Origin of the sequence: Novipirellula artificiosorum, assembly GCF_007860135.1 — a bacterium.
Classification (GTDB): Bacteria; Planctomycetota; Planctomycetia; order Pirellulales; family Pirellulaceae; genus Novipirellula_A; species Novipirellula_A artificiosorum.
The window spans coordinates 103,597-122,424 of the sequence record NZ_SJPV01000017.1; the positions used below are offsets into that span (position 1 = coordinate 103,597).

22 protein-coding genes are annotated in these 18,828 nt (G+C 53.6%); 10 read left to right on the forward strand and 12 right to left on the reverse strand.

The window, feature by feature from the left end; translation table 11 throughout:
* Positions 1 to 110: 110 nt before the first annotated feature.
* The 6 genes from Poly41_RS29505 to Poly41_RS29530 all read left to right on the forward strand — a co-directional run bounded on the left by Poly41_RS29505 (position 111) and on the right by Poly41_RS29530 (position 6,967).
* Positions 111 to 1,142, forward strand: coding sequence for a flotillin-like FloA family protein (locus Poly41_RS29505; protein WP_390621503.1), 1,032 nt, complete (start codon positions 111 to 113; stop codon positions 1,140 to 1,142).
* Positions 1,120 to 1,539, forward strand: coding sequence for a hypothetical protein (locus Poly41_RS29510; protein ID WP_146530969.1), 420 nt, complete (start codon positions 1,120 to 1,122; stop codon positions 1,537 to 1,539). The genes Poly41_RS29505 and Poly41_RS29510 overlap by 23 nt, the downstream gene beginning before the upstream one ends.
* A 12-nt stretch (positions 1,540 to 1,551) precedes the next feature.
* Positions 1,552 to 1,797, forward strand: coding sequence for a BON domain-containing protein (locus tag Poly41_RS29515; RefSeq protein WP_146530970.1), 246 nt, complete (start codon positions 1,552 to 1,554; stop codon positions 1,795 to 1,797).
* Positions 1,798 to 1,936: 139 nt separating this feature from the next.
* Complete coding sequence (locus Poly41_RS29520; protein ID WP_146530971.1) at positions 1,937 to 3,007, forward strand: glycoside hydrolase family 130 protein; 1,071 nt, start codon at positions 1,937 to 1,939, stop codon at positions 3,005 to 3,007.
* A 164-nt stretch (positions 3,008 to 3,171) separates the two neighbouring features.
* Entirely contained in the window at positions 3,172 to 5,502 is a 2,331-nt protein-coding gene (locus Poly41_RS29525) for a glycosyltransferase family 4 protein (RefSeq protein WP_146530972.1), read from the forward strand.
* A complete protein-coding gene (locus Poly41_RS29530; RefSeq protein ID WP_146530973.1) occupies positions 5,492 to 6,967 on the forward strand; it encodes a glycoside hydrolase family 130 protein in 1,476 nt (491 codons plus the stop codon). Before Poly41_RS29525 ends, Poly41_RS29530 begins: the two co-directional genes overlap by 11 nt.
* 253 nt (positions 6,968 to 7,220) lie before the next feature.
* Here Poly41_RS29530 and Poly41_RS29535 read toward each other — a convergent pair whose 3' ends face one another.
* The 6 genes from Poly41_RS29535 to Poly41_RS29560 form a co-directional block, all read right to left on the reverse strand.
* Complete coding sequence (locus Poly41_RS29535) at positions 7,221 to 8,294, reverse strand: dihydrodipicolinate synthase family protein (protein ID WP_146530974.1); 1,074 nt, start codon at positions 8,292 to 8,294, stop codon at positions 7,221 to 7,223.
* A gap of 4 nt (positions 8,295 to 8,298) precedes the next feature.
* Complete coding sequence (locus Poly41_RS29540; protein ID WP_231616049.1) at positions 8,299 to 9,342, reverse strand: NAD-dependent epimerase/dehydratase family protein; 1,044 nt, start codon at positions 9,340 to 9,342, stop codon at positions 8,299 to 8,301.
* A complete protein-coding gene (locus tag Poly41_RS29545) occupies positions 9,339 to 10,388 on the reverse strand; it encodes a Gfo/Idh/MocA family protein (protein WP_315853751.1) in 1,050 nt (349 codons plus the stop codon). Before Poly41_RS29545 ends, Poly41_RS29540 begins: the two co-directional genes overlap by 4 nt.
* 155 nt (positions 10,389 to 10,543) lie before the next feature.
* Positions 10,544 to 10,957 (reverse strand): hypothetical protein, encoded by a 414-nt coding sequence (locus tag Poly41_RS29550; protein ID WP_146530975.1) that lies wholly within the window; start codon positions 10,955 to 10,957, stop codon positions 10,544 to 10,546.
* 187 nt (positions 10,958 to 11,144) lie between these two features.
* Positions 11,145 to 12,299, reverse strand: a complete 1,155-nt coding sequence (locus Poly41_RS29555; RefSeq protein WP_146530976.1) for a XylR family transcriptional regulator — start codon at positions 12,297 to 12,299, stop codon at positions 11,145 to 11,147.
* 663 nt (positions 12,300 to 12,962) lie between these two features.
* Positions 12,963 to 13,331 (reverse strand): FYVE zinc finger domain-containing protein, encoded by a 369-nt coding sequence (locus Poly41_RS29560; RefSeq protein ID WP_146530977.1) that lies wholly within the window; start codon positions 13,329 to 13,331, stop codon positions 12,963 to 12,965.
* A gap of 816 nt (positions 13,332 to 14,147) precedes the next feature.
* Between Poly41_RS29560 and Poly41_RS29565 the strand changes: the two genes are divergently transcribed.
* Positions 14,148 to 14,399 (forward strand): hypothetical protein, encoded by a 252-nt coding sequence (locus Poly41_RS29565; RefSeq protein ID WP_146530978.1) that lies wholly within the window; start codon positions 14,148 to 14,150, stop codon positions 14,397 to 14,399.
* Positions 14,400 to 14,546: 147 nt separating this feature from the next.
* On the opposite strand, the gene Poly41_RS34515 is transcribed toward Poly41_RS29565, so the two are convergent.
* The 5 genes from Poly41_RS34515 to Poly41_RS29580 form a co-directional block, all read right to left on the reverse strand.
* Entirely contained in the window at positions 14,547 to 14,687 is a 141-nt protein-coding gene (locus Poly41_RS34515; RefSeq protein ID WP_197231806.1) for a hypothetical protein, read from the reverse strand.
* The gene (locus Poly41_RS29570; RefSeq protein WP_146530979.1) at positions 14,677 to 15,141 is read right to left on the reverse strand and encodes a hypothetical protein; all 465 of its coding nucleotides are present in this window, start codon (positions 15,139 to 15,141) and stop codon (positions 14,677 to 14,679) included. Before Poly41_RS29570 ends, Poly41_RS34515 begins: the two co-directional genes overlap by 11 nt.
* A complete protein-coding gene (locus tag Poly41_RS34520; protein WP_197231808.1) occupies positions 15,138 to 15,299 on the reverse strand; it encodes a hypothetical protein in 162 nt (53 codons plus the stop codon). Before Poly41_RS34520 ends, Poly41_RS29570 begins: the two co-directional genes overlap by 4 nt.
* Before the next feature lie 189 nt (positions 15,300 to 15,488).
* On the reverse strand, positions 15,489 to 15,821 hold the full coding sequence (locus Poly41_RS29575) for a hypothetical protein (protein WP_146530980.1): 333 nt from the start codon (positions 15,819 to 15,821) through the stop codon (positions 15,489 to 15,491).
* 175 nt (positions 15,822 to 15,996) lie between these two features.
* On the reverse strand, positions 15,997 to 16,806 hold the full coding sequence (locus Poly41_RS29580; RefSeq protein WP_146530981.1) for a hypothetical protein: 810 nt from the start codon (positions 16,804 to 16,806) through the stop codon (positions 15,997 to 15,999).
* Positions 16,807 to 17,105: 299 nt separating this feature from the next.
* On the opposite strand from Poly41_RS29580, the gene Poly41_RS29585 reads away from it, so the two are divergent.
* Complete coding sequence (locus tag Poly41_RS29585; protein ID WP_146530982.1) at positions 17,106 to 17,495, forward strand: type II toxin-antitoxin system RelE/ParE family toxin; 390 nt, start codon at positions 17,106 to 17,108, stop codon at positions 17,493 to 17,495.
* The gene (locus Poly41_RS29590) at positions 17,495 to 17,845 is read left to right on the forward strand and encodes a helix-turn-helix domain-containing transcriptional regulator (RefSeq protein WP_146530983.1); all 351 of its coding nucleotides are present in this window, start codon (positions 17,495 to 17,497) and stop codon (positions 17,843 to 17,845) included. Before Poly41_RS29585 ends, Poly41_RS29590 begins: the two co-directional genes overlap by 1 nt.
* A gap of 137 nt (positions 17,846 to 17,982) precedes the next feature.
* On the opposite strand, the gene Poly41_RS29595 is transcribed toward Poly41_RS29590, so the two are convergent.
* Positions 17,983 to 18,243, reverse strand: a complete 261-nt coding sequence (locus Poly41_RS29595; RefSeq protein ID WP_146530984.1) for a hypothetical protein — start codon at positions 18,241 to 18,243, stop codon at positions 17,983 to 17,985.
* 391 nt (positions 18,244 to 18,634) lie between these two features.
* Here Poly41_RS29595 and Poly41_RS35215 point away from each other — a divergent pair.
* A partial coding sequence (locus tag Poly41_RS35215) for a hypothetical protein (RefSeq protein ID WP_231616050.1) occupies positions 18,635 to 18,828 on the forward strand: 194 nt, incomplete at its 3' end.

Genomic DNA, 18,828 nt, shown 5'->3' on the forward strand with positions numbered 1-18,828 from the left:
GCTTTGTACTCCGCTCAAGCTTGGGCGAATGAAGGCTGCATCGAGAGCATTGGTTCTCTCGGTGAGCCAATAGGCTTCCGCCATGATTGAAGGCAGTTGCAATGGATAGGATGTCAAGCATTTGGCTGCTAACCGCGCCACAATTCCTGATTGGCTTCGCGATCATCGCATTCCTCATTGGCCTGCTACTGGCCGCGATGTTTGCGAAGTGGGGATCGTATTGGTTTCAGGCATACATGTCTGGGGCGGATGTCTCAATGAAGAGCCTGATTGTGATGAGTCTTCTGGGTATCAATCAGCGGATGATTGTCACCGCAAAAGTGATGGTGCGTCAGGCGGGCTTACCGATTGATCGCGAAAGCGGAATGAGTACCGATCGGTTGCAGGCCCACGTACTCGCAGGCGGCGATTGCATGAACGTCGTCAAAGCCATCATTGCAGCGCACCGTGCTGGTATTGATCTCGATTTTGATCGAGCTGCGGCCATCGACCTTGCAGGCCGTGATGTCCTGCACGCCGTTCAAACCAGCGTCTCTCCGCAAGTGATCCATTGTCCCGACAAGGACGGTCATGGCAGGAAAATGCTCAGCGCCGTCGCGAAGGACGGTATTGAACTGCTTGTGGGAGCGCGCGTGACGGTCCGAACGAACTTGAAGCAATTGATCGGAGGTGCGACCGAAGAAACCATCATTGCACGGGTTGGCCAAGGAATCATCACCGCGATCGGATCGGCCCGGACACATAGGGAGGTGCTTGAGATGCCCTCGCAAATAACAAAAAACGCGATGGCTCATGGGTTGGATGCAAACACCGCCTTTGCCATCGTGTCCATCGACATTGCCGACATCGATGTCGGAGAAAACATCGGAGCGAGGCTTCAGTCCGACCAAGCGAATGCTGACATCCGGATTGCAAGGGCGAATGCTGAGGTTCGTCGCGCCGAGGCTGTCGCAAAAGAGCAGCAGATGAAAGCCAAGGTCTCGGAAAGCCAGGCACAGCTTGTGATGGCAGAGGTCGATGTGCAAGCATCGCTTGCGGATGCATTCCGTGCCGGACAGTTACGCAAGCTGCGTGCGCGACCAGGACAGCACAGTCACAAGAATCCTGAACTGAGGATACATGATGGACGCACCGTTGGTTAACACTCCTCATTACGTTTTGCTCGACGGAAAACATCGCATTGGCCCACCGTTGGTGTCACCCCGCAGCGGCCAGGAATGTGTTGCGATTTATGGATTTTCGGACAAACATCCCTATGACGCCTTCTGCAGCCAATCTGAATTAGCGCTCACGCCTTATCCACTGGTGAAAGGCTATTTGCGAAATCAGCTTGAGGTCGCACGCAATGCGATCTTGCTCATTGTTGTCGATGCGGCGGGCCCGAATGCGTTGCAACTGAACGCGGCGACGATGCAGTCCGTTTTGGAATCGCAGGTCAATCAATCGAAGCATGTAGCCGTCTCGTTCCGGCTGACTCGAGATGAGCAGTCAAAAGCCTATCATCTGGAAGAGTCCTTGCCGGACCTCGTCTCCCCTTAACTGGATTAGATCATGACACTTGGAAACAAAGTTCCTGACAAGACGTTAGAAAAAAACGTGCTTCGTATGATCGTACGAAAATGTGCCGGTTCGACTCGAATTGGTGCGACTGTTCGCGATGGTGATGCTACGGTCACAGGAACCATCAAGCAAGAACACGAGCGCAGGCCGATCATTCGCTGTGTCAACGGCGTACAGGGAATCCGGCGGGTAATTGATCAATTGCAGGTAGAGGTTAGGAAACCCAATACCTACTAGTCCAGGAAGCGGGAGGTGTCGATTTTGCTTGCCCGCTAAGGGGTCTTGAAATTCGCGAACCATTGCTGCGGCTTACGCCCGAGTCGTCGCCATCGCGTCGCTCATTCGAATGGTCGGGCAACCTTTTGGAGGACCGCCGATGAATTCGCAATTGACCAAAAAGCGATTGCTCAGCCCTGCTGATATCAAACCGACAAACGATGTTTTCGAAGTGATCGGTGTTTTCAATCCGGGCGTAATTTACATCGATGACGATGTGTTGATGCTCGCACGAATTGCAGAGCGACCTCTTGAGGATCGACGCGGATTCACCGGATTGCCGCGATGGACCAGCGGTGGCGATTCTACCGTCGATTGGGTTGCCAACGCCGAATTGCAATCGATTGATTCTCGTGTCGTGAAAACCAAGGTCGATGGATGCTTGCGTTTAACCTCGGTCTCATACTTGCAAGTGTTTCGCAGAAAGCGTGGAAGCGCTGATCCATGGTCACTCGGTTCACGTTTTCTACCGAATTCGCCACTCGAGTCGTTTGGTATCGAAGATGCTCGGATCACACAAATTGATCAAACGTACTGGATAACCTATGTTGCGGTGTCGCCAACCGGTGTCGCGACGGTGCTCGCGTCGAGTGACGACATGCTGACCCTTGAGCGACATGGGATCATTTTTCCTCCCGAAAATAAGGACGTTGTCCTTTTTCCAAGCAAGATCAATGGACAGTACTACGCCCTGCACCGGCCAAATCCGAGTTCGCGATTCAGCCCGCCGCAAATCTGGCTTGCCCGATCCGACGACTTGATTCATTGGGGTGACCACGCGCCGTTGGTCGCGGGTTGCCATTGTTGGGAAGGCGATCGAATCGGTGCCGGTACGCCGCCAATTCTGATTGATGAAGGATGGTTGCTGGCATATCACGGTTGCAGCCGGCCCGCGAGCGAGACTGCTGCGGGCCAAGTAGGCGTGTATTCTGCGGGGTTGCTGCTATTGGACCGTGATGATCCCAGCCGTGTGCTGACCCGATCCTCTGCCCCCTTGTTGTTTCCAACAACGAGTTACGAAACCACCGGGTTTGTACCAGACGTCGTTTTTCCAACCGCAATGATCGATGCCGGCGAGAGCATCGATCTCTATTACGGCGCAGCCGACACAAGCATTGCGTTTGTCACGATGAAAAAGCAAGCCCTCTTGGACTCGCTGCATTGGAACTAAGAATCTATCCGAAAAGGGGGCTGACCCTTTGTCGACCGACGTTTCGATTGCTCAAACACTCGTTGTTTTCCAATGGAGTTCGCTACCGATGCGCTCAGACCAAGAGAGGGTCAGACCCCTTTTCGAATAGGTTCTAACTCATTTCACATTCTGGAGGCCAGCAAATGGCTATTGATGATTTCAAAAGAATTGCGTTTGTCGGCAACTACCTCCCTCGCAGGTGTGGCATCGCTACGTTTACCCATGACCTTCGTTGTGCTATCGCACAGGCGTCCGAGGCGGAATGCTTGGTGGTTCCTGTCGATGACCTTGATTGCGGCTACGCCTACCGATCGGAAGTGCGATTTCAGATTGTTGAACAAGAGATCGAGTCTTATCGCCGGGCGGCGGATTTTTTGAACTTCAGCGACGTCGATGTCATCTCGCTCCAGCACGAATTTGGAATCTACGGCGGGCCAGGCGGGAGTCACCTACTGGCGTTGTTGCGAGATGTCCGCATTCCGGTTGTATCAACGTTGCATACGGTGTTGTCGCAACCGAATTCGGTACAACGCGGTGTGATGGATCAATTGATTGAACTCTCTTCGCGTCTGGTCGTGATGACTCAGCGGAGTCGCGACACACTTTGTGATACCTACGGAGTTTCGGCAGAGAAGGTCGATTTGATCGCGCATGGAATTCCCGACGGACCCGATATCGACCAAAAACAGTTGAAGGAACAGTTTGGCATCGCTGAAAAGCAAGTCGCACTCACGTTCGGGCTGCTTTCCCCCAACAAGGGAATCGAATACGTCTTACAAGCGATCCCGAAAGTTGCGAGGGAGTTTCCAGACTTCATCTACTTGGTACTCGGTGCGACCCATCCTAGCCTGGTGCGCAGTGAAGGTGAACGCTACCGCATCGGTCTCGAACGAATGGCGAAAGAGCTCAACATCGCTCGTCACGTTAGTTTTTATGACCGCTTTGTTGAACTCGACGAATTGACACAGTTTATCGGGGCGGCGGACCTCTATATCACGCCGTATTTGAATGTCGAACAAGCGGTGTCGGGCACCTTAGCCTACGCGTTCGGCTCTGGCCAAGCCGTCATCTCGACTCCCTACTGGCACGCTGAGGAATTGCTGGGAGACGGTCGAGGTGTGATCGTACCGTTTGCGGATTCCGGAGCCATCGCGAAGGAAATAATCGGTCTATTGAAGGACGAGCCGAGTCGGCTTCAGATGCGAAGCGATGCTTACGAGATGGGCCGCAGCATGACTTGGGACCAGGTAGCGGAAATCTACCTACAGTCGTTTCGCGATGCCAGGAAGAGTCGAAGCAGCGAAGTCAAGCCGCATGCCGTCCGAACCCTTGAGGAAAAGCCTCTGGCGCTTCCCCATATGAACCTGGAGCATCTGATGCGGATGACCGACTCAACCGGAATCATTCAGCACGCCGTCTACTCGATTCCCGACCACACCCACGGCTATTGCACGGACGACAATGCACGGGCACTGATCCTGACGGTACTGCTAGAGGAATTGGGAAAGGACTCATTGGAGGTCGATGCACTCGCATCGAAGTACGCTTCGTTCTTGAACATGGCGTTCGATGCTGACTCAGGGCGTTTTCGTAACTTTATGAGTTTTGATCGTCGATGGTTAGAAACCGATGGCTCCGATGACTCGCAAGCTCGTGCGTTGTGGGCACTGGGCACCTGCGTGGGCCGTTCCCGTCGGCGCGGGATTCAAGGTTGGGCAATGGAATTGTTTCACAAGGCGTTGCCCGCCTGCGAGCAAACCACTTCACCGCGTACCTGGGCACTCGCGTTGCTCGGGATCGATGAGTATCTTCAACGACTGGGTGGCGACCGTACGGCAGAGCAAATGAGCATCCGGCTGATCGAAAAGCTGGTTGACTTGTACGACCGAACGGCGACCGACGATTGGCCATGGTTCGAGGATGTCGCATCGTACAACAATGCGAAACTGTCACACGCATTGAACGTCAGCGGGCGCCGATTCGAGCACGCCAGAGCTGTTGAGATTGGCATGAGTTCTCTGCGTTGGCTATGCGAAAAGCAACTTTCGCCCGATGGTCGCTTTCGGCCAATCGGTTCGAACGGATTCAGCCGTGTCGGCGGAACCGCGGTCTACGACCAACAGCCCATTGAAGCTCACTCGATGGTGTCCGCCGCGGTCGACGCCTATGCAGTCAGCAAAGACCCATTTTGGTGCGAGCAAGCGCATTTGGCGTTTGACTGGTTTTTGGGACGAAATGATCTAGGAAAGCCGATCTATGACACTTCCAACGGAGGATGCTTCGATGGGCTGATGGAACATCGGGTCAATGAAAACCAGGGAGCGGAATCGACGCTCGCATTCTTGCTTTCGCTTGCCGAGATGCAGCGACTGCAATCAACGCAAGTCACATCCGCAGCGCAGAATTCCAAAGCCTTCAGCAACCCATCGCATCGTCGTAAGGAAGCCGCAGCAGTCGGCCATCATGCAACTTAAACGAACCGGAATCGTCCTGTCACCGAACAAGCGACGTGTCGTCCTACGTCCCTTTCAACCCGAAGGCGACGACCGCATCTTGCGACTGATTGGCCGCGTGTCGATGCTAACCGAAGCGGAAGTCAACGCATTGCTTGATCAAGTCATGTCGGAATTCCATGGCAGACACAGACGTCCCAAGGACTTTTTTGAAGGACGGTTCCGGGCCATGCGGGGGCACTTGTTGACCGACACGCCGTTGACTCCAAGTCGTCGTCTGTTGATGGGAGCCTATTTCACCCAAGAGTACGCACTCGAATCCGCTGCGTTGTTCAATCCCTCGCTCGTCCGTCACCCCGATCAATCTGGCCTTCCCGAACTCACAACGCAGTTTGTGCTCAGTGTGCGAGCTGTTGGTGAAGGGCACATTTCGTCGATTACATTCCGCACCGTTACCATTGATCAAGACCTTAAGATCGTCGTCGATGAACCCGCGAAATTCGTGACGACACCCGAGTTTGTCCCCGATTCAAGCTATGAAAAGTCGCTCTTTCGCCGAAAAATGATTGAACTTGAGCTTGGGGGCCCGTTCATCGACGAGGCTTTCTCGCGGCTCGACCATGACTTCACACTCGAACAACTAGAACACTCGTTGCAAACAATCCTTCGCGATCATCGCATGCACCACAACGAGCTTGCTCCGCTCGTTCAACAAGTGGTGATGCTTGCCAAATCCAATTATGAAATCCAGTACACCCCCGATCAGGTTCTGTCCGAGCGACTGATTTTTCCCTTCGGGCCCACCGAAACGAACGGGATCGAGGACGCTCGCTTTGTCCAATTCCAGGACGACGATGGAAGTTTGCGTTACTACGCAACGTATAGCGCGTACGATGGCAAGATGGTGCTGCCACAGTTGCTTGAGACGAAAGATTTTCTTCGTTTCAAAATGCACACGCTCAACGGACCGGCGATTGAGAATAAAGGGATGGCGCTATTTCCTCGCAAAATCAACGGACATTACGCCATGCTTTCCCGCCAAGACGGCGAGCATCTTTTCTTAATGTACTCCGACATGCTTTACTTTTGGCACCACAAAGAGATCGTTCTCCGTCCAACCAATCCATGGGAGTTTGTTCAGATGGGCAATTGCGGCCCACCTATCGAAACCGATAAGGGGTGGTTGGTCCTGACGCATGGCGTCGGCCCCATGCGCAAGTACACGATTGGTGCCATCTTGCTCGATCTCGATGATCCGTCCCGGGTCATCGGTCGCTTGCAAGAGCCCTTGTTGACGCCAAATGAAAACGAGCGAGAAGGTTATGTGCCAAATGTGGTCTACAGTTGCGGAGCTGTCATTCACAATGGTCACCTGATTCTGCCCTACGCCATGTCCGACTACGCATCGAGTTTCGCAACCGTCGCAATCGATGAACTGCTTGATGCGCTGTTGTCGCAAAGCCGGTCGGCGTCAGCCATAAAGTGAAAGACGATCGCAAGTTGGCAGTCAGAAGGCTCGTTCGATACCTTGAGCCCACTCGCGAACCGTTGGGCTGGCCGTTTGTCGGCTGCTAGCCCGGATGATTCGTTGGAGTGGTAGGCTTTAGCCGATCAAGCAAAGATCCAGCACGCAATCGGCTAAAGCCTACGACTCCAACGTGCGCAGTCTGCTTTTGACTCTATCGGTGTAAGCTGATTGCATACAAAAGGCTACGAAAAAAGTAGAAATGCTGCGCGAGCTAGGACAACCACGCATCGAGGTGTTCTTGGACGAAGGAATCATCGTTCAAATGGGGATAGGCGGCGATCACGCGATCGATCTCCTGCGATTGTCCAGCGGACAGGACTTCGTTGGGATCCAGGCACCATGTTCCTGGTAACAAACCCTGCCGACGCAGAACTTCGTGTATACCAGGGATGCAACCAGCAAAGTGATTCGCGGCATCGAAGAAGGCGGCGTTGCAGTCGGTAACTTCAACATTCCGCCGTAGCCATTCCGCCGGGACGGCGTCGCCGGATGCGAGTCCCGCATGAATCTCATCAAGCAGCCGGACGGCCGTTTGAGTCCACACGCACCAATGGCCGAGCAACCCTCCACGAATACGAACTCGCTTCCGTCCGCAATCGGTTGCGATTCGATACTCGGTGATTAAGTCCGCAATGATGTTGTCGTCATTTCCGGTGTAAAGTGTGATGTCGTCCTCACGCCCGGCATCACAAACGGCTCGGACAACGTCAAGCGTCTGATAGCGATTGAAGGGGGCCATCTTGATCGCGATCACATTTTCGATTTCTGCGAACTGACGCCAGAATCGATAGGGCAAGGCGCGACCCCCCACGGCAGTTTGCAGATAGAATCCGATCACAGGCATCACTTTGGCGACCTCGCGACTATGCTCTAGCAAGGTTTCCATACTTTCGTTGGCTAACGCGGCGAGACTTAGCAGACAGGCGTGGTAGCCCTGCGACACCGCATAGGACGCTTCCTTGATCGCCTGTTCGGTTCGTCCACAGACCCCGGCTACCTTGAAAATGTCTCGGTCCTTGGCTGCTCCGTATTCGTCGATCACATTTGACACCAAACGGAGTACCGGCCCAAACAGTCCAATTTTTGGGTCACGAATCGCAAACTGTGTTGAATGCACGCCTACAGCAATTCCACCTGCACCTGCATCGATAAAGTACCGGGTCAAAGCCGTTTGGTATCTCGCATCGAAGCGTCGATTTGCATCGAGTGCTAACGGTTGAGCCGGAATGACGATCCCTTTGCGGACATTTGCTCGGATCACCGCCGGCAGGTCACTGATTCGCATTGGACTAGTAGCTTCCGTCGGTAACGGTAAAGTGCGTTGGTTTGCCGAGTGACCGCCCACCCATCATGCTCCAGTGGGCTTGCCAACGGATGAGTTGTTCCGCCGCCACGGAAGGTGCGCCGAACAATGCAGTGGCTCTCGCACTATCGCTCAAGTAGGACAAGTCGCTGGGCTTTCCGGTGAACCGAACAGGCATCCCCATCCATTGGCCTAACTGTTCTGCGACATCTTTCGTTGTCAGTGTTTCCGGTCCCGTCACATTCAGGATATTTGCTGGCGACGAGCAATGGCCCAAGCACATTAACGCTTGCGTGTTGGCATCGCCTTGCCAGATCACATTGAACGCCGGCACGCCAAGGTCAACGGGTTCATCACACTGAATTTTCTCGGCAATGTCGTGCAGCACCCCATATCGCAAATCGATCGAGTAGTTCAGGCGATACAAGCAAACGGGCGTTCCGTAGGCACGACTACCATACTCGAACACGCGTTCACGCCCCAAACAGGATTGGGCATACTCACCGATGGGCTCCGGAGCGACCCTCTCGTTCGGTGCGCTACCAATGCGAACTAACGGGTAAACACAGCCAGTCGAAAAAGCAACGATGCTTGATTGGCGGAAATGCTCGGTGACGTTCGCGGGTACGATCGTGTTCATCGCCCATGTCAATGACGCGGCACCCGCCGTGCCGAATTTCCGTCCCACCATGAAGAGAACGTTTTTGATCTGTGGAAGTTGGGCGACCGCCGCACGATTCAACAGATCGCACTGGATTGTCTTGACGCCGATCGATTCGAGTTGTTCCTGTGATTCGGGACGCGAGAATCTCGCAACTCCGTAAACCGTTTTTCGAACACCGGCCCTCTCGATGGCCCTGACGGCCAAGTGCCCGAGACTGACTCCCATCTTTCCAGCAATCCCGAGTATGATCAGGTCGCCTTCTCGATTGGCAATAAAGTCTACCAGCGCATCGGATGGCCGAGTAAGAAGTGCATCGAGTTGCGATTCGCTTTCAACAATTTCGGGGAGATTCAAGTCGGTGATCACGGTCCCAGCCTCCCTGACAAGATAACGCTCGCTTCGGCATCCGCATCCGCCATCACTTCGGCAAGGTGAACCGGATTGCCACCACGTTGTTTGCTGAGCATTGCCGCTTGCATGAATGCGTACAGCTCGATCGTTTCGGTTGGCTCGATCGGCGACCGAAGGGATCGGAAGAATCTGCCAATCTCGATCACCAGCGGCTTGTAACCTTCATAAGGCCCAATCGACTGGATACCTTGACTGCAAAAAGCGGTTCCACCGTAGCCGGTTTTTCCTGAGCGAATTCCACGGAACGTTCCAATCCGTCCGTCCGCCCACCGACCTACCGAAAACTCGAAGTCATTCGACGAAGTATGACTAACGCTGACACAGCCGGTTCCCATGCACGTGTAGAGCAGCTCCACTCCATGAATTCCGTACCAAAACAAATCCACATGCGTCTTCTCGAGTGAGCAGGGACTGTAACTGCTACATCCCAGAACAGGACCCTCGTCGCCGGCGCGAACCCGCTGTACCGCGCTGCTGAAACGAAGTGACGAGCTACTGAACATCGGTGTTTTGTAGTGTTCGGCAGCCCGGAAAATCGCGAGGGCTTCCGCAAGATTCGATCCGATCGGCTTGTCAATGAAAACCGGTTTCCCCGCCCGAAACACCTCCAAAGCTTGTTCAAAGTGGATCCGACCGTCGTTGGTTTCAAGTAACACACAATCGACTTTGGTTAGCAGGTCCGCAATCGACTCGGTGATCTCGACTCCCAACGCTTCCATCTCCGCGGTCAATTTAGGGATGCGGCTCGTACTCGATTCAATATCGGGGCTACCGTGCGGATAGGCAGCCACAACACGAAGTCCGACCAAAGCCGGGTCGCTGGCCTCGTCTCGGTTGAATTCTTGGGTGAACGCGGTTGCGTGAGACGTATCGAGCCCGATGATTCCGAGTCGAAGCGTTTCGGGATGATGCGACTCGGGTTCGTCAGCGTGAATTCGCATGTTCGTGGGTATCGCAAAGGTGGTTAGCACCAGCAAGTAGATGCCGAAATCGATTCTCATAGCATGTCCTCTGACTCATGGACCGTCAGCATTGAATTTTAGGGTAGTGGATTTCGCCAGAAATCCGTAACTCAAATGTTCTAAGGGACTTCTGGCGAAGTCCACTACGTCCCAACTCGCAGTCTTAACCTTGACGGTCCACTAGGTACGGCGATTCATGGGGCCATCTTTCCAGGTTGAAGACGGTGAGCGCGCGAACGGGCCATGTAGTCATCCAGTCGCTCAAGGTCAAACTCCTCGATCATCGAATCGATACTAATCGTTTCGTGTTCGCTTGCGATCAGTACGGGCCCCAGCAATCCTGGATCCGTGATCTTCACCCTGACTCCGTACTTCGCCTTCATCGCTTTGAGACGTCCCCAGTTTTCGTCCAGGTGAACCAACTCGCAATCGAGATTGACCTTGGCGACGGCACAATCAAAGTCATTCGTATTGCTCGCGATCGGCTCGCCAAGCGGATTCCGAATCTGGGACGGGGTGGGCCGTCCCGCGATCGCCCCGACAAAGTGGCTCCAAGTTGCTAGGTTCCCATCTCCATGACCGGTCGCGGTGAGATGCGCGAAATGCATGCCCCGCGCAATTGGACATCCCACCGCTCCCAATCAGGAAGATTCCACGACTTCAATTGGCCAAAGCCAGCTTCGCTCGAAAAACAAGGTCTCCCATGAGATACCGCGGCCGATAAAGAGAAGCATACCAACTGCATGGCAGGGAGGCAACCCAGAAAATTGTGTTTGCATGCAACCTTTTGGTATTTCAGGAGCGGTGCCCACGATACTTGGCTGGCGTGATGCCAAAATGCTTCCGGAAGATGGAGATGAAATACCACGCTTCGTTGAACCCACATTGCTCGGAGATGCTTTCGATCGAAGCCGAGGATTGCTGCAATAACTCAATCGCTCGCTGCATTTGCAGCCGCACAATCTCTTGCTTTGGCGTCCGTCCAACAATCTCCTTAAACCGACGATTCAGCAGCGAGCGTGAAATGGGCAAGTGTTTTTCCACGTCATCCACCGTCAATTGGTTGCACGCCTGTTGTCGAATCAGCCGAATGGCTTTCGCGATGATTGGGTCGTCACAAGCAATGATATCGGTCGATTGTCTCGCGACGACTCCGGTTGCTTCAAACCACACCGGCTGGCTGAGTTTCGTTTGATCGTTCATCAGTCGGTCGAGTTGGACAGCGGCCTCGAAACCAATCCGCTCTGCATCGATGTTCACACTGGTTAACGCAGGATCTGATAGCTGGCAAAGAAACTCATCATTATCAACGCCGATCACCGCGACCTGATCGGGAACCAATAAATTGGCTCGCTGGCATGCATCGAGCACTTGTCGCCCGCGATCATCGTGGCAACACATCACACCAATTGGTTTTGGCAGATCGACCAACCAATTCGCCAGTTCTTGTTGCTGAGATTTCCAGTCGTTTTCCTTGGCTGCGTCGGTCTTCTTAAACACGTGGCACGTTGAACCGTGCTGCTGGACGAGCGAGACGAACGCATTTCGACGCAGGTCATCGTAGAGATAGCGTCCGGTCGGTTCGCCAACGAACGCAAACTGTTTTAGCCCACAATCAACCAAATGATCGAGTGCTGCTCGCGCCACGCTCGTATTCTCGATCCCGAACGAGGGCACTCCCAACGGCCCCGCAGCTCCACGAAGATCGATCAAAGGAATTCCCGTCTTGAGAATCGCCCGTCCCATCTTGCGATCGGTCACTCTGGCAAGAATTCCATCGCCGCGCCAAGTCTTAAACCAGTCCGGCAACGGAGCCCCCAAATCCTGCTGCTTAAAATAGATTGACCAATTGGTTGCTTCACGGTTAAACCGAGCGACGCCTCGGAGTAGACCACGCCCGTATTCGCGAGAGGTCTCGATCAGAACGGCGACGTCACGTTTGGGCTTCATGCTAAACTCGTAAGAACAAGTGTGTTCCGTTATCTTAAGGCAAAATCACTATGCGTTTCTGTCTCAGATCAAACACAACTCCCATCGAAAACGCCAGCAGATTCGCCAGGCAACAATGCATTGGGTGAACATCGAATCGCCAAACCACAAAGCACTCCAGTGAGTGGACTTGACTTGCACGGAGGAAACGCAGCCTTTCAGCGTCGCGATCAAGTCACAAGAAAACGAACAACAAGGAAGACAATTCCATGTCGGCTGGAGACTATGAATTTTCGATAATTTGCAGCGTTACCGCAATCCCCCAACCACTTCCTACCAGTGCAATCCGTTCCTCAAATTGTAGTGGACTTCACTAGGATGATAAGTGATTCGCCCTGCCGCTCTTTACTCGCTTGCAAAACAATGCACCTTGTGTCCCAGACGTTGCCTCCAAACACATAGAGACCTTGAAGGACGAAGTTGCTAGGCAACATTGGGCCAGCCATCTCGGCTGCTTTCGCGTTTTTGTGCCTCTGTACCGTTCTACAAGCGGCTGAACGTCCCAATATCATCGTGAATCTTACTGATGACATGGCGGGATTCAGAGTTCGGGTGTTACGAGGGAGAAATTGAAATTCCGAACCTCGATTCACCTGCCGCCAAAGGTCTCCGATTCTTGCAGTTCTACGACGGGGCTCGTTGCTGGCTCATCCACTCCGGACGTGGTGGCCTGTCCAATTGAATCGAGTGAATGATTTCATCGATCTGTCTGAACAGACTGACCTCGTGAGTAAGCTTCCCCTTGTAACGTCCCATCGCCATGTCCATGACGACCGCCGACAAACAGCCGCGATGGATGCTCATCACCTGAGACAGGAACACCCAGAGCGTCACCGAAGTCTTATAAACTCGAGCCGATCTGAGAATCGATGTTGCCTTCCCATAGGCCGACTCAATAGTCTCTTTAGTGATCAGCGAGGCAAAGTACAGATCGCCACATTGGCGGGCGTGATGGACTCGACTGCGAAACGAATCAAAGGGAACGTGACACACGGGGGGCTTCCTTGCTTGGCGTGTTCGGGAGGTTAGATATCCGAACTCATCGCAAGTGAAGCCCCTTGCTGTCAATCGATGCTAAGTCCCAGCACAGCAACGCCTTGCTGCGGATTAGGTGCCATTCGTGCCCGTCCAGTGGCCTGGATTCAAATCGGGTTCGGTTCCAACGCGGAAACGCCACTTCGCAACTTCTTCCCGTCCGAATACTTCAACGATCGCCTGTCTATCCAGAATCGCAACAGAGCAGCGATCATGCTTAGGTCTGAACCAAGAAATGGATCGAGATTAGATTTGTTTCACGTGCCGCTTGCATGGTGCGGTTGATGGATAGCTGGCTGCGGGAAGGGTACAATCTCCGGGCTTAGGTAGTCGCGCGAGTTCGGATTGCCTCTCACGCTCAGCAGCCCGTATCTCTTTTCGCTAGTCCACGCCCACGCCCATGCACATCACAGTTGCCGCAGTTTTAGATGGTGAGCCCAAGCAGTTCGAGAAACGTTGCAAGGGGATTGCACATAGGGCGCATCAACAGCCCTGCGATATCTTTCGCGACGAGGCTTTGAAGAATGATTGGGCCGTCAAAGTTTGGCTCATCCGGCGGAAGCGTGCGCAGGAGGTTTTCGAGGCATCTCTCCGGTGTCCCATGATTGCGGGCAGGAGCTATTTTCACTTGTTATCGTGCAGTTGCCGGGAGAAACGGAGTCGAGCTCTGCAGAGGTGCAACTTGACAAGGGATATCCCGGTCGACGGTGCGCCAAGGGTGCTACCGGTTCCCGGCGGACGACCGACCGTCGGGGACTCTTTTCTAAGAGATCATTGGACACCGGAGCCATACCTCCAAAAAACCTCGAGTCTGGGTTCCGCGCGCTTCCGTCGGATGAGCCCAAAGTTTTTGGTCAGACGCTGAATCAAGATGCCGATCAGACCATCGCGGAGAAAACTTCGTTTGAAGAAAAAACGACGGTCTTGCTGGTTACCGCGAAGCCGGAAGCCAGCTTGCTGCGGATCTATCGCGATGGCATCGATCGCTTGGCTGCACACAAGAAGACAACGCCCGCGATCGATTGAGATAGGCTCAGGAGATTGACATCCGGAAGTGCAACTTCGTCCTTCGCATCATCAGGAGGTTCTGGATGTAGGGCGACGGATGCGGCCAATTAGGGTCGGCGGCAAGAAATGGCGGCTTGATTTCGATCTGGTATCAAAACAGACTGGCTACTCCCTGCCCCTTTTCGTCGGCAGGTCAGCTTCGGCGACACCCTTCTCCACTCGCAGGTCGCCGTACAGAACTTGGTAGGTATCGCTGTCTTGAGGGCTGTACCAGAAGATGACGGTCTGGGCGTCGTCAAGCTTCACGCTTCCTCCTTGATAGTGCCACTCGCTTCTCGCCTAACGCAAGCGAACCCTTGCCGGGATCGTCCTGCGCGTTTCGAACACGCTGACGAAGCAGCTCGAACGATCCATTGACTGGTCGATCTTCGGGAGCGTTCTCCATTTTAAGGACGATCGCCGCGGCGACTTCTTCCAAAGCGTAAGCTAGGCTGCGTGGCGAGAGGAGGGAAAACAGCCCGCAAAACACTAGAAACAAACTGGCGACCAACACGAATTTTGTTAGGGGTTGCATTGCCTGGATCCTCTCAAAAAGTGATTGGGGTTCAACCATGTCGGCGGCAGCTTCCTCGCTGTCGAGACGCAACACAACGCTGGAAACCAGATCGGCTGGCGCGTTGGCGGAAATCGGCGTCTGCCGCAGGGCCTCGGTGGCCCGTTCTAACAGGCCATCGCGACTGGAATTCTTGTGCCTGTTCACGGCGAGTTCCCCTGTTTCGTGTCTTCGGACGTCACGAATTCATTCAACAGTTGCCGCAACCGTGTGCGAGCACGATTGAGCAACACCCCCACATGTCGGTAGGCCGTCTGCCAGACGATCTGTCCATGCTGCTCGACCACCTCGCGCCAATCTGTCATGCAAGTCCTCCAACGGTGGTTGCCACGTGGCCTCATCGGGCCAATGGGCCGCTGCGTAGGACAATCGTGGCGGACCGGTGGCCTGGCTTGTCGTCTGTTCGTCGTGGTTGTTCGCATCGTTCGTATTCTTTTTGGTTGGGCGCCGCGGCGGACCGAAGCATCCAGACTTCGGCTTCGATGATTCGTTCTTCAACAGCGTAACGGCTGACGAATGTGGTCATGCATCGTCATCAGCAAGTCGACCGTGGGTCGATACGTTAATAATCGGAATATTCGCCGACGCGATGAACGAATGACCTGTGCAGGAAGGAGCATCAGCGAGTTCAAGTACGTCCAGAATTCCATCCGAACGATGCGGTTGCGTGCTTCTCGACGGACTCGCCGCTGACCTTCGTTGCCTTTGACCCGGATCAACATTCCGCTCCATGTTTTCAACGTCCAAGCCAGTGACGCAAACACCATGTACGCCATGTTGCTCTCTAAGTTGTCCAGCGGCGCGGTCAACACTCCGCTGTCCGGCACGCTTATTGACGATTCGACGGTGTCTAAATCGAGGATATCAGTCGGGTCGCCCGTGTGGGGTCAAAAAAGTCGAACGAGCATTTAGGTCGGTGAAATCCGAGGTTGGTTTGCCATATAAGGTTGAATTCTGGATCGAGATCGAGCTCAAATTCAGCGGTGCCGTTGAAAAATCGCGTCAAAACGGTCGCATCGCGCAGCAGACATCAAACCGATTGTTTTGAAATCGGAGTGTTGCATCGCGGTCCATGATTATGTACCTTTTGTCCTTGAGAAAACCGTCCTCATGGTTAGTCAGTTCGAGGGCAATTGTTTTCATCCACGCCTCGTTCGGATTCGTGGTGCAGCCCGCGAAGTCGACACGGCGTGTTTTCAGCTCCATGACAAAGAGCAGATAGAACGTCGTCAGGCCACTCTTTGTCCAGACTTCCACGGTGGTGAAGTCAATCGCAGCCATCACGTCCCAGTGCGCCTTGAGGAATGTTTCCCAGGATCCTGTACGCCGGCGTGTCGGTGCCGGTTCAATGCCGCGGGATTTGAGGATGTTGCCAATGGTGGAGTCGCAGATGTTGTAGCCAAGGTTCGACAATGCACCGCTGATTCGATCGTAGCCCCAGGTCGGATTCTCTTTCGCGAACTCCACGGTCAAATCAACGATCACTTGGCGCACCCTTGGCCGGCCACATTTCTTCTCTTTGCGATCGGAGTAGTCCCACTTATTGGCAACCAATTGTCGATGCCAACGCAGGATCGTGTCCGGTGTGAACAGAGTCCCAAACTGCTCAAGTGTTTTGCGTCCGAGGATTGTGCCTTTGACTGCCAATCGACGCCGCTGATCATCAGCCAGCAGGATTCGCTTCTTGCCGAATTTCTCTTTGAGAACTGTATTTTCGGTGCGAAGGTACTCAATGACTTCTTGTTGTTGTCGATTGACCCAACTGGCAAGAACGATCAGCATCAACTGCCACGGTTGCAGAATGAATTTCATCGGCGTCTCGGTAGTCCGGCAAATCCGAGACGATCATTGGTGTGAGGCGAAATGTAAACCAGCATTGACAAGCTTCTGAGCGATCAGAGTTTGTGGCCGTTCGGGTGAGAACGGTTGCGAGAAGATTACTGACGTCCGGTTCGCTGAGATCCACGGATGTCAGGCGCTTTAAATGCCGGTTTTCGCGGTCTCTAATGATCGGCTGAGCTTTTTGACCGGACGAAGCTGTAAATTGGAATATCGTGCTCAATTTTCTCAAGCAGACTTGACGAAGGTAACATAGGTGTTACCATGTAGTGATGGCCAAAGTAACGCAATACGAGACCGAAGGCGGCAGAGTGCCTTTCGCCGAGTGGTTTGATTCACTCGGAGCAAAGGCTGCGGCGAAGGTGACTTCGGCTGCCACGAGGATGGAATTAGGCAACTTCGGCGATCACAAATCGGTAGGGGGCGGCGTTTGGGAACGTCGCATAAATTTCGAAAAGGGCTACCGTTTTTACTATGCGAAAGATGGTGAGGACTTCGTTCTGCTTTTTTGTGGAGGAACGAAATCCCAGCAGCAGTCGGATATCGACCAGGCCAAGCAATACTGGAAGGATTACAAGCATCGGAAGGCGAAGATTAAGAAGGCAGCCGTGTCGGTCAAGTCGAAGCCGCAGTTAAAGAAGAAACCGAGGAGGAACAGATAATGGCATTAACTCGAGATTTTAAAGAGACCGTCAAAGATCGTGCCGATCGAGATCCTGAGTTTCGCGATGAGCTTTTGACTGAGGCATTGGAAGCAATCGTATGCGGGGATGTTGATGTAGCGAAGGTAATGCTCCGTGACTACATCAATGCTACTGTCGGCTTTGAGCGTGTCGGCAAGGCGGTCGACAAGGACCCGAAGAGTCTCATGCGAATGCTAAGTAGCTGCGGGAATCCAAACGTCAAGAATCTGTTCAGTGTTACTCGGTTCTTGCAAAAGGACGCGGGAGTGCAGTTCAGTGTCGTGTCGACGAAACCAAGAAAAACAAAGAAACCTAAACTCGTAGGTTGAATAAAGTGCTGAAACGCATTGCGACCCGTGAGGATTGGCCCTGCTGTTTGTCGAAACATTCTGGACTTTTTGTTCGAGTTCTCGGCGCGGAGGGCGGATCTCGGGAAAACTGCGGGCAGCCGTGCTCGACTTGACCGTCAGTCGGCATGTAGGTAGATCTTGCTTCCGTCAAGCAATCGAAGCAAAGTCGCATCAACGTGCCAAAGCTCGTTCGGCGATGCGGCTCGGATTCCAATCTTCGGCTTTAGCGGATGCACTCGTTTCCGAGGACGCCGCCAATTGTACTGACGCATGAGCCGGTACCAAGTGCTGGTTGAAGCATAGACCTTTCCTAATCGTTGGGCCAATCGAGACAGTGTACTCGTGGGAACGTGTCGGTAGTCGTCCGACGTTGCCATCTCTCGGATGGTTGCGATTTCCGTTGACGCTTGTTTGTGTCGGGTGGCTTTTGGGACACGATGAATAATCGGTCAACTCGCAAGGATTCCGATTTCGCCATGCGTGATAACGGGATGGTGAAAGCCCGATGGTTTGGAGAATTCGTGTCAGTGGAATCGCTTTGCTGAATCGATCAATTGCACGCAGAAGCCGCGACTTGTTCTTTCCATCAGGCAGTCTCTGTCGCTCAAACGAAAACGCGGTTAGTTTGAACAGGACCAATGCCACTCGCAACCAAGCTCGCAGAACTTCGTTCTGCCGTTTCAGTCGCGCGATCTCGGTGGTCAAACTTTCGGTTTCCGATGACTGGACGTGCGAAACGACTGGTCCACAGTTATGGTGGCGCCAGCCATGAATGGTCGAACGGGGAACGCCCAGTTTCTTAGCTGTCAGCAGGTCTCCCGAATCGTGGATGTAGTGGCGCAGTCGATGGTCATAAGACCGTTGTTGTCGTTTTGCAAGTACGTGATTCCAGGCGATAATAAGCCTATCATCGATCCGATCGAGCAGTGGTTGTATTTTTTCCGTGAGGCGGCAAACCAAAC